The sequence below is a fragment of the Streptomyces sp. NRRL S-31 genome (assembly GCF_000718775.1).
Taxonomy (GTDB): domain Bacteria; phylum Actinomycetota; class Actinomycetes; order Streptomycetales; family Streptomycetaceae; genus Streptomyces.
In genome coordinates, this window is sequence record NZ_JOCB01000153.1 from 1 (window position 1) to 10,872 (window position 10,872).

Annotated in this window: 9 protein-coding genes and 1 pseudogene; 6 read left to right on the top strand and 4 right to left on the bottom strand. The window is 74.6% G+C overall.

Annotation, left to right across the window (positions count from 1 at the left end):
- Nucleotides 1–634 (bottom strand): MerR family transcriptional regulator (locus IF37_RS46255; protein WP_030753388.1); only part of this gene is annotated, 634 nt, incomplete at its 3' end.
- A 151-nt stretch (nt 635–785) separates the two neighbouring features.
- Here IF37_RS46255 and IF37_RS0136650 point away from each other — a divergent pair.
- Nucleotides 786–1,421, top strand: coding sequence for a sigma-70 family RNA polymerase sigma factor (locus IF37_RS0136650; protein ID WP_030753391.1), 636 nt, complete (start codon nt 786–788; stop codon nt 1,419–1,421).
- Nucleotides 1,422–1,513: 92 nt separating this feature from the next.
- Nucleotides 1,514–1,948, top strand: coding sequence for an SPW repeat protein (locus tag IF37_RS0136655; RefSeq protein WP_030753394.1), 435 nt, complete (start codon nt 1,514–1,516; stop codon nt 1,946–1,948).
- Nucleotides 1,949–2,095: 147 nt separating this feature from the next.
- On the opposite strand, the gene IF37_RS0136660 is transcribed toward IF37_RS0136655, so the two are convergent.
- The gene (locus IF37_RS0136660; protein WP_079166059.1) at nt 2,096–3,553 is read right to left on the bottom strand and encodes an APC family permease; all 1,458 of its coding nucleotides are present in this window, start codon (nt 3,551–3,553) and stop codon (nt 2,096–2,098) included.
- A 115-nt stretch (nt 3,554–3,668) separates the two neighbouring features.
- Here IF37_RS0136660 and IF37_RS0136665 point away from each other — a divergent pair, with 115 nt between their 5' ends.
- From IF37_RS0136665 to IF37_RS0136675, 3 genes are all read left to right on the top strand, one after another.
- A complete protein-coding gene (locus tag IF37_RS0136665; protein WP_030753400.1) occupies nt 3,669–4,853 on the top strand; it encodes an ROK family protein in 1,185 nt (394 codons plus the stop codon).
- Nucleotides 4,854–4,958: 105 nt separating this feature from the next.
- Nucleotides 4,959–7,673, top strand: a complete 2,715-nt coding sequence (locus IF37_RS0136670; RefSeq protein WP_030753403.1) for a sugar-binding domain-containing protein — start codon at nt 4,959–4,961, stop codon at nt 7,671–7,673.
- A 237-nt stretch (nt 7,674–7,910) separates the two neighbouring features.
- Nucleotides 7,911–8,174, top strand: a complete 264-nt coding sequence (locus tag IF37_RS0136675; RefSeq protein WP_030753406.1) for a GlsB/YeaQ/YmgE family stress response membrane protein — start codon at nt 7,911–7,913, stop codon at nt 8,172–8,174.
- A gap of 1 nt (nt 8,175) precedes the next feature.
- On the opposite strand, the gene IF37_RS0136680 is transcribed toward IF37_RS0136675, so the two are convergent.
- Nucleotides 8,176–8,952, bottom strand: coding sequence for a GNAT family N-acetyltransferase (locus IF37_RS0136680; RefSeq protein WP_030753409.1), 777 nt, complete (start codon nt 8,950–8,952; stop codon nt 8,176–8,178).
- Nucleotides 8,953–9,180: 228 nt separating this feature from the next.
- Between IF37_RS0136680 and IF37_RS40185 the strand changes: the two are divergent.
- Nucleotides 9,181–9,653, top strand: a pseudogene (locus IF37_RS40185) (nucleoside deaminase).
- 2 nt (nt 9,654–9,655) lie between these two features.
- Here IF37_RS40185 and IF37_RS0136690 read toward each other — a convergent pair.
- On the bottom strand, nt 9,656–10,510 hold the full coding sequence (locus IF37_RS0136690) for a GNAT family N-acetyltransferase (RefSeq protein ID WP_030753412.1): 855 nt from the start codon (nt 10,508–10,510) through the stop codon (nt 9,656–9,658).
- Between the last annotated feature and the right edge of the window lie 362 nt (nt 10,511–10,872).

Consider the following 10,872-nt stretch of genomic DNA (forward strand, 5'->3'; position numbering starts at 1 on the left):
GCCGCCCCGCCGCGGCGCGCCCGGCCACCGGTCCGGCCGTCGCTCCCACGCCCCGGGCGCCGGTCGGCTCCGGCTCCGGCTCCGGCTCCAGTTCCGCCTCCGGCTGCGGCTCCGGCTGCGGCTGCGCCGCCCCGGGGCGGGCGGCTGCCGGGAGAGCCCGCTCCCGCACACCCCGGCCGGCCTCCGTCGCCGCCCGTTCCCCCGCGGCCCGGACGCCACCCGGCTCCCGGCCGACCCGCTCGTCCACCCCCCGGACGCCACCCGGCTCCCCGCCGGCCCCTTCGTCCACCCCCCGGACGGCCGCCGTTCCCGGCCGGTCCTCCTCCGCCCGGACGCCCTTCGGCCCGGTCCCCTCCCCGGCACTCCGGGCCGCCCCGGCCTGCGCCGCACGGGCAGCCTCGGACGGTGGGACGCCGGACGCGGTCAGGCGGCACATCTCCTCCAGGACCGCCACGTCCTCGGGCGTCCAGCGCCGGTGCCGGCCGCCGGTGCGGACGGCGGCGCCGATGCCGTAACGGCGGTCCCAGGAACGCAGCGTGGTGGGCGACACGCCGAGCCGCCGGGCCAGCGCGCCGGTCGTCAGTCCCGGCCCGGCCGCCGCCCCGCCCTCCGGCGGCCCGCCGCCGTCGCTCATCTCCATGGAACGACGATACGACGCGGAAACGATGCAAGTTGGCGCGTCGGCGCGGGGACTCGCACCGTGGTCACGGGTGTCCGTCAGAACCGGAGCGACCTGGTCGGCCCCGGCGACGGGGCGGCCGGTCCGACGCGAAGGAGCCGTCGTCATGAGCCCGTACCCGACCGCCGTGGCCTCCGGTGCCGCAATCCCGGCCGGCCGGTCCGCCGGTTCTCCGCCGTGGGCCGCCGCCGAGGAGCCGCTCACCGACGAGCGCCTGCTGCGGGGGCTGGTGGCCGGCGACGACGCCTGCCTCGCGGCGGTCCACCGCCGCTGGTCGGGCATGGTGTACACGCTGGCCTGGCGCACGCTGGGGGACGCCGCGGAGGCCGAGGACGTCACCCAGCAGGTGTTCCTCGCCGTCTGGCGCGGCTGCGCCGGGTACCGGCCGGAGCGCGGGACGGTGGCCGCGTGGATCGTCGGCATCACCCGGCGCCGGATCGCCGACGCCCTCTCCGCCCGGACGCGCCGGAGCCGGCTGGTCGCGGCGGCGGGCGCGGCCCTGCCGGCGGAGGAGCCCGCCGCCGGGCGGCCCGAGACCGTCCTGGACCGGGTGCTCGTGGGACAGGCGCTGGCCCGGCTGCCCGCACCCCAGCAGTGTGTGCTGCGCCTCGCCTACTTCGAGGACCTGACCCAGCCCCAGATCGCGGAGCGCACCGGGTGGCCGCTGGGCACGGTGAAGAGCCACACGCGCCGGGGGCTGAACCGGCTGCGCGGCAGTCTCGGCTCCCACCCCTACACATAAAGAAGAAATAAGAGCAAAATGGACTATGCGGCGCTTACCGCACGTCGAGCCAGACGCGGTCTGGCCCGCTACGTCCAAAGGAGACGACTTCCATGGCCAACCTGCACAGGGGTGATATCTCGAGCCACCCCGATGTCTCCGAAATGCGGGATCGCTACGCCCGCATGCTCGGCGGTCGCGATGTGGCACTCGTGGACGGGCCGGTGTTCCTGCTCGGCCTGTACTGTGCCGCGTCCCCGTGGATCGTGCACTACTCGGCGAGCCAGCCCGCCCTGACGACCCACAACCTGATCATGGGCATCGCGATCGGGCTGCTGGCCCTGGGATTCACCAGGGCGCCCGAGCGCATGTACGGCTTGAGCTGGGCCATGTGCGCCCTGGGCATCTGGATGATCATCGCTCCGTGGATCGTGGGCCGCGGCCCCGACACGGGTGTCATCGTCAACAACGTCGTCATCGGAGCCCTGGCCCTCGCCCTCGGACTGATTTGCGCCGGTACGGCGGCGAAGAGCGCCCCCAGGCCGTAGCAGCCCCAGGCCACAGAGGCCCTCAGGCCACAGAAGCCCCCAGGCCGCAGAAGAGGAGACCGAGGAAAGGATGAGAAGAGCGAGGCCGGTCCGCCCGGGCGGACCGGCCCCCTCTCGCCCGTTCCCGCCCGGTGGGACGGCACCGGCTCAGGTTCCCGCCCCCGCGTTCACCGCCGGGGCGCCCGTCCCGTCGGCGTCCGGGTCCGCCTCCTTGGGGCCGAACGGCCACACCCGCTCCCGCCGCGCCCAGACCAGGAAGGCCGCACAGCCGAGGGCCAGCCAGGCCAGGGACCACTCGACGGGGTGGCGGCCCGGGGAGTTCCGGTCGGCGTACCCGTAGATCACGCACCAGCCGGCGAAGGCGACGGCGCTCGGCACGGGGTACAGCCACATCCGGTACGGGCGGGGCAGGTCCGGCCGGCGCCTGCGCAGCACCGTCAGCGCGACGATCTGGGCCAGCGCCTGCACGATGACCATCACCGTGGTGAGCAGCTGGATCAGCGTCGCCAGATCCGTGTGCCGGCCGATCAGGAAGCCGACGGCGGTGATCGCGCCCATGGTGGCGAGGCCGAGCACCGGGAAGCGGTGCCGGGGGTGGAGCTTCTCGTAGGGGCGGAAGAAGACCCGGTCCCGGGCGGCGTCGTAGGGCACCCGGGAGCCGCCGAGCAGGCCGGCGAAGACGGAGGCGAACGCGGTGACGAGGATCAGCACGGTCACCGCGTCGGCCGCGCCCCGGCCCCAGGTCTCCTCCAGCACCGCGGAGGCGACCGAGGTGGAGGCGATGTCGTGCGGGTCGGTCATCCGGTGCCAGTCCACGACACCGAGGGTGCCGATCTGGAGCAGCAGGTAGATCGCCATGATGCCGAGGATCGAGAACACGATGGAGCGCGGGAGGGTACGGCCCGGCTCCTTGATCTCGGCGCCCATGTAGGCGGTGGTGTTGTAGCCGAGGTAGTCGTAGACGCCGATGGTCAGGCCCGCGGCGAAGCCGGGCCAGAAGTGGCCGCTCGTCGGGTCGAACGCGCCCGCCGGATAGGTGAAGGCCAGGTGCGGGCTGAAGTGGGTCGCGGCGGCGGCGATCACCAGCAGCACGGAGGCGATCATCACGGCCCACATCACGGCGGTGATCCGGGCGATGTGCTCGATGCCGCGCCAGAGCAGGACCACGACCAGGGCGATGACGCCGAGCCCGATCAGGTCGCCGGCGGTCCGCCCCAGGCCGGGGGCGAGATAGCCGAGGTACTGCACGAAGCCGACCACGCCCGTGGACATGACCAGCGGGATGAAGAGCATCGCCGTCCACACGAACAGGAACGGCGTCAGGCGGCCGGTGCGGTACCGGAAGGCCTGGCGCAGATAGACGTAACTGCCGCCGGAGCCGGGCAGGGAGGCGCCCAGTTCGGCCCAGACGAGCCCGTCGCACAGGGCCAGGACCGCGCCCGCGACGAACCCGAGGACCGCCTGGGGGCCGCCGAACGCGGCGACCATCAGCGGGATCGTCACGAACGGGCCGATCCCGCACATCTGGCTCATGTTGATCGCCGTGGCCTGGAACAGGCCGATGCGGCGGACGAAACCACCCGGGGGTGGCGGGCTACCGGACATGGGGACTCCTGACGCGGCGGGCGCCGAGCGCCCGGCGGAGGCTGACTGGCCGATAAAGTTAAGTATCCTTACTAGAGGCGTCAAGTAGGCGGCGGGCATGCACGAGAATGGTGCGATGTCCGCCAGCGATGCCGTAGAGCGGCAGGAACAGCCCTGGAACCGCCGGCGCCTGCGCAGCACCAACGAGCGGCTGCTGCTGGACCGGCTGCGTGCCCTCGGCGCCGCCTCCCGCGCCCAACTCGCCCGCGAGACGGGCCTGTCCAAACCGACGGTCTCCAGCGCCCTGGCCTCGCTCGCGGCGGCCGGGCTGGTGCGCGAGGCCGGCACGCACACCCCGGAGCGCGGCCGCACCGCCGTGCTCTACGCCCCGGACCCGGCCGCGGGGTACGCGCTCGGCGTGGACATCGGCCGGGGGTGGCTGCGGGTGGCGCTGTCCGACCTGGACGGCACGCTCGCCGCCCGGGCCGACGTGCGCAACCGGGCCCGCACCTCCGCCGCCCTGGCCGGGCTGGTCGTGACCACCGCCCGCCAGGTGATCGCGGACTCGGGCGTGGACCCGGCGGAGGTGGCGCACGGGGTGATCGGCACGCCTGGGGTGTACGACGAGGAGCGGCGGCGGGTGCGGTACGCGATGCATCTGCCGGGCTGGGGCCGGGCCGGGCTGGTGGACGGTATGCGCGCGGAGCTGGGCGTGCCGCTGGAGGTGCACAACGACGCCAATCTCGCGGCGCTCGGCGAGTACGCGTTCGGCGTCGGCGCGGGCAGCCGGCTCTTCGCGTACATCCTGATAGGCACCGGTCTCGGGATGGGCGTCGTCAGCGAGGGGCGGCTGTTCACCGGCGCGCACGGGCTGGCCGGGGAGATCGGTTTCCTGCCGTGGCCCGGACGGCGGAAGCCGGAGCGGCTGGAGGACGCGGTGTCGGGCGTGGCCGTGGTGGAGGCCGCGCGGGAGTTCGGGATGAGCGGGCAGCTCACGGCGAAGTCGGTGTTCGACGCGGCCCGGCAGGGCCATCCGGGTGCCGTGCGGGCGGTGGAACGGGAGGGTGAGCGGGTGGCGCACACCGTGGCGGCGGCCGCCGCCGTGCTCGACCCGGACCTCGTGGTGCTCGGCGGCGGCGTCGGCCACAGCGTGGACCTGCTGCTGCGGCCGGTAAGGGAGCACCTGCGCACGCTCACCCCGCTGCGCCCCCGGATCGCGCCGAGCCGGCTCGGCGAGGACGCCGTCCTGCTGGGCGCGGTGGCGACCGCCCTGGACACCGCCCGCAACCTGGTGTTCGAGCGCCGGACGGCCGGAACCTGACCCGCGCGACCGCCGCCCCGGCCGGGTTCGTTGACAGCTCCAGGGGGGCGCCTTAGCGTGTGCGGGATTAGTAAAGTTTCCTAACTTTACGAGGCTGGAGACCGCGTGTTCCCTCGCCCCACCCGCCGGCTCCCCCTGGCCGCCGTGCTCATCACCCTGGCAGGCTCCCTGACCACCGGCGCGTGGGCCGGCCCGGGGCAGGCCGGCGGAGAGCCGGGGCCTGCCCGGACCACCCGCGTTCCCTCCGCCGCGGGCAGCAGCACGCCACTGGCCGGCTTCGCCGTCCGGTCCACGGCGCGGGTCGGCGACTCGGCGGCGGCCGTGTCCTCCCCCGGCTATCCGGCGCGGGACTGGTACCCGGCGGGCCCCCGCTCCACGGTGCTGGCCGCGCTGCTGGCGAACGGCGTGTACGCCGACCCGTTCCACTCCACCGACCAGCGGCGCATCCCGCGGGCCGACTTCGAGGTGCCCTGGTGGTACCGCTCCGACTTCACCGTCGCGGACACCGCCCGGCGGACCTTCCTCGACTTCAGCGGCGTCGTCTCGGCGGCCGACGTCTACGTCAACGGCCGGCGGGTGGCACGGGCCGCGGACGTGAGCGGCGCGTACACCCGGCACGAGCTGGACATCACCCCGCTGGTCCGGTCCGGCACCAACACGGTCGCCTTCCGCGTCCTGCCCAACGACCCGGACAAGCACCTCACCATGGGCTGGCTCGACTGGCTCCAGCCGCCGCCGGACCGGAACATGGGCATCGTCCGTGACGTCCTGGTCCGCCGGTCCGGCCCGGTCGCGCTGCGCGACGCGCACGTGGTCACCAAGCTGGCCGTGCCCTCGCTTGCCTCGGCCGACCTGACGGTCAGGGCCGAGGCCCGCAACGACACCGACGCGCCGGTCACGGCGGAGGTCGGGGGCAGCGTCGCCGGGACCCGGTTCGCCAGGACGGTACGGCTGGCCGCGCACCAGACGAAGTCCGTGACCTTCTCCCCCGCCGACACCCCCGGGCTGCGCCTCGCCCGCCCCGAGGTGTGGTGGCCGGCCGGGATGGGCGGACAGCCGCTGTACGACCTCGACCTGACCACCACCGTCGCCGGTACGGTGTCGGACACCGCGCACGAGCGGTTCGGCATCCGTGACGTGCGGGCCCCGCTGAACCCCGACGGCGCCCGCCGGTACCGGATCAACGGCCGCGACCTGCTGGTCAAGGGCGGCGGCTGGTCCCCGGACGAGTTCCTGCGCTGGGACCGCGGCTACGTCGAGGACCGCCTGAAGTACGCCGTCGACCTGGGCCTGAACACGATCCGGCTGGAAGGACACCTGGAGCCGGACGAGTTCTTCGACCTGGCCGACCGCCACGGTGTGCTCACCCTGCCGGGCTGGGAGTGCTGCGACAAGTGGGAGGGCGAGGTCAACCCCACCGGGTCCGGCGAGCGGTGGACCGACGCCGACCACACCGTGGCCAAGGCGTCCATGGCCGCCGAGGCCGCCCGGCTGCGCGGGCACCCGAGCGTGCTGTCGTTCCTGATCGGCAGCGACTCCGCGCCGAACGCGGCGATCGAGAAAGGCTATCTGGAGGCCCTGGACGCGGCCGACTGGCCCGTGCCCGTGGTCCCCGCCGCCTCCGACGCGTCCTCCCCGCGGCTCGGCCGTTCCGGCATGAAGATGACGGGTCCCTACGACTGGGTGCCGCCGGGCTACTGGTACGCCAAACGCGAGGGCGGGGCCACCGGCTTCAACTCCGAGACCAGCGCGGGCCCTAGCATCCCCACCCTCGACACCCTGCGCCGGATGATGACCCCCGCCGAACTGGACACCCTCTGGAAGGACCCCGGCGCCAAGCAGTACCACCGCTCGCCGTCCACCACCTTCGGCACGCTGAGGATCTACGACGAGGCGCTCGGCGGACGGTACGGCCGGCCGACGAGCCTGACCGACTACGTGCGCAAGGCCCAGCTCGCCCAGTACGAGAACGTCCGCGCCCAGTTCGAGGCGTACGAACGCAACGCCACCGACCGGCACCAGCCCGCCACCGGCGTCATCCACTGGATGTTCAACAGCGGCTGGACCTCGCTGCACTGGCAGCTGACGGACCGTTACCTGGACCAGAACGGCGCCTACTTCGGCGCCAAGAAGGCGAACGAGCCGCTGCACGCGCAGTACTCCTACGACGACCGCTCGGTCGTCGTGGTGAACAACCGGACCGCTGCCGCGCGGAACCTCACCGTCCGGGCCACGCTCTACGACCCCGACGGCACCCGGAGGTACGAACGGACCGTGCGCGGGGTGGCGGTGAACGGCGGCGGGGCCCACGCCACCGCGTTCACCCTGCCGTCCTCGGTGCGCGGGCTCGCGCGGACGCATCTGCTCCGGCTGGTGCTGACGGACGCGGCCGGCGGGGAGGTAAGCCGGAACGTGTACTGGCTCTCCACCCGGCCCGACACCCTCGACTGGAACGGCACCACCTGGTACTACACCCCGACGACGCGCTACGCCGACCTCACGGGGCTCGCCTCGATGGCCAGGGTGACGGTGTCGGCGACGGCGGCCACCCGCGCGTCGGACGGCACGTCGACCACAACGGTGACCCTGCGCCACGGCGGGAGCGGGACGACTCCGGCGCTGCTGACGGACGTCCACCTCGTCGACACCCGGGGCCGGCCGGTGCTGCCGGTCCGCTGGTCGGACAACGAGGTGAGCCTGTGGCCGGGCGAGTCGGTGACGCTGACCGCCACCTACCGGACGGCCGACCTGCACGGCTCGGCGCCGGGCGTACGGGTCTCCGGCTGGAACACACCGGAGCGGACGGTACCGGCGGCCTGACGGCGGGGGGCGGCCCCGTTCAGTGCGCCCCCCGCCGTCGCCCTCAGCGGCCTCAGCCCACGTCGAGCGCGGTGTCGTCCACGACGAAGGAGGTCCGGCACTCGGAGCCCTAGGTGCCGGTGCACTTTCCGGCGCGCGGGGCCGCCGGTGTCGGTCGGGGGCGGAGTGACCTCGCTCGCGGTGGGCAGATACCGGATCAGCGGGTTTCGTGACCGGGAACGTCGAAGAGGGAAGACCATGGAGATATCGGGCATCATCAGCGCCATCGTGATCGGGCTCGTCATCGGTGTGCTGGGCCGGCTGGTCGTCCCCGGACGGCAGCGGATCGGCTTCCTGTGGACCATCGTCGTCGGCATCGTGGCCGCGCTGCTGGGGTCGGCGATCGCCGCCGGTCTGGGGGTCGCCGACACCGACGGGCCCGACTGGATCGAGTGGCTGATCCAGATCGCCCTGGCGGCCGTCGGAGTGGCCGCGCTGGACCGGGCCCGGGCCCGGCGCTGAGTCAGGACCCGTACAGCAGGGGTGTCGTGGTGACCAGCGCGTGGAAGCCGAGGCGGGCCAGGACCGGGCGGCTCATGGCGGAGGCGTCGACCTGGAGGTAGCGGTAGCCCTGGGCGGCGGCGGCGCGGGCCCGGTGGGCGACGAGGGCGCGGTAGATGCCCCGGCCCCGCCAGGCCGCGACGGTGCCGCCGCCCCACAGCCCGGCGAACGGGGTGCCGGGCACCGGTTCCATGCGGGCGGCGGCGACCGGTTCGGTGCCGGCCAGGGCCACCACGGCGACGACCGTGCCGGGTGCGGCCGCCAGGCCCGCGAGCAGCCTGCGCCGCAGCCGGCCGCCGTCGTCGCCGAACACGGACGCGTGGACGTCCACGACCAGCTCGACGCCCGCCGGGTCGGTGACCTGGGCGAAGCGGACGCCGGCCGGGGGCTCGGTGTCGAGCGCGAGACCGGCCGCCTCGCCGATCATCAGGGTCTCGGCGGGCTCGGCCCGGAACCCGGCGGCGAGCAGCCGGGCCCCGAGGTCCGCCGGCTCGTCGTGGGCATGCAGCTTCCACTCGAAGTCCCGCCCCAGGGCGGTGAAGTATGCGATCTGCTCCTGGATCTCCCGGTCCGCGTCCGCCGCGTCCAGACCGGACCAGAGCACCCCGTTCCAGCCCTCGGGGCCGGCGGTCTGACGCACCACCGCGCCGGTCCGTTCGATCCGGGTCCCCGGGCCGTCGGGCCGGGCCTCCTGGCGCAGGAAACGGTCGTAGAGGCTGAGCACAGCGGCGTGATCCATGGTGCCACTCCAGCATGGAAGGCCCTTCCCCCTCAACGGAATTACCTCGGTCGCTCGACGCGCCCGCCGCTCGTGGTCCCGGACCCGGCGGCCGGGGCGCCCGGACCGCCGTGCGGCGCGTCCTTGCCCGTGAGGCGAAGGTGCCGGCCGAGCCGGTCGCGGTGGCCGTAACGTGCCCGGCTGGAGATCACGACGTGCGGAGGTGCACCGACGGTGCGGGACAGCGAGATGCGGTATCTGCGCCGCTGTGTGGAGCTGGCGCGGGAGGCGCTGGACGCCGGTGACGAACCCTTCGGGTCGGTGCTGGTGGCCGGGGACGGCACGGCGCCGGCGGAGGACCGCGACCGGGTCACGGGCGGCGACCGCACCCGGCACCCCGAGTTCGAGCCGGCCCGCTGGTCGGCCGCGCGCCTGCCCCCCGAGGAGCGGGCGTCGGCGACCGTCTACACCTCCGGCGAGCACTGCCCGACGTGCGCGGCGGCGCACGCCTGGGTGGGGCTCGGCCGGATCGGGTACGTCGCCTCCTCCGCGCAGCTCACCGGCTGGCTCGCCGAACTGGGCGTGCCCGCGCCGCCCGTGCGCACGCCGGCGTGCCCGAGGTCGCCCCCGGTGTGGCCGTGGAGGGCCCGGTGCCGGAGCTGGTGGACGAGGTGCGGGACCTGCACCGCCGCCGCCACTCCCGGCGCGCCGACCTCGGCTGAGGTCAGCCCAGCTCGAGGGTGGTGACGCCGAACACCCGCTCCCGTGCGTACGCGCGCACCGGTCCGGTGTACATGCGCGCGGTCTCGAACGAGGGGCGCAGTCCGGCCGCTTCGGCGAGGGCGACGCCGGCCGCGTTCGGTTCGGGCACGTCGATCGCGACCTGCGCGCCGGCCGCCGTGGCGGTGAGGGCGGCGAACAGGGCCCGGGCGTCGGCGGCGGTGTCCGCGAAGAGGGGGCCGATGCGCAGGGTGTCATGGCCGGGACGGATGACGCCGTAGCCGGTCAGGCGTCCGCCCTCCGCACGGACGAGGGCCCGGTGACCGGGGGCGGTGAGCCACGCGGCGAGGAACCGGGGGCGGTCGGCCGGGTGGCAGGCGCTGTCGTAGGCGGTGAGCGCGGCCAGGTCGGCGGGGCCGGCGGCACGGACACCGGCGGGCTGCTCGCCCGCGGCTGCGGTGCCGGTGAACCGGACGGTGCGGTACGCGAGTTCGAAGCCGGACTGGCGGTAGTTGTCCTGCTGGGCGACGACCCCGTCCAGGCCGACGGTCCGGTTCCCGGCGTGCGCCAGGGCGGTCTTCCAGGTGGTCAGCCCGTGTCCGCGGCCGCGCAGGTCGGGGCGGACGAGATAGCAGCCGAGGAAGGCGTAGTCGGGCCCGTGGTTGACGACGGAGACGGCGGAGACCGGCTCCCCGTCGATCCGGCCGAGGAAGAAGCCGCCGGGGTCCTGGGCGAAGAACGCGGGCCCGTCCGACAGCCCCGGGTTCCAGCCCTCCGCCGCCGCCCACCCGCTGATCACCGGCCAGTCGGCGAGGGTGGCCTGGGTGACGACGAGGTCGTGGGGGGCCGCAGAGGTCATCGGTGCGCTCCGTTTCCGTCGGGGCCGGGCGGTCGTCCGGCACGGCCCTCGCCGGGCCGCCCGCAGCATCCTTCCGGATCAACGAAGGCCGCGCCACCTGGAGTTCGGCCGACCGGCAGCACCGTACCGGCGGGCGGCACGCGCCGGTACGGCGACGACGGACAGACCCGGGGACGGAGATGACGGCCCGTGGTGCGGGCGAGGGGCCGGGCAGGCGATGGCCGACTCGGGACGGCAGACGGCAGACGGCGGACGGCGGACGGCGGACGGCGGACGGCGGACGGGCCAGGGTCCGCCGACCGCCTACCGATCCCGGCCGGCGTCTGCCGCTCTCGACCACCGCCCACCGCCCACCACCCACC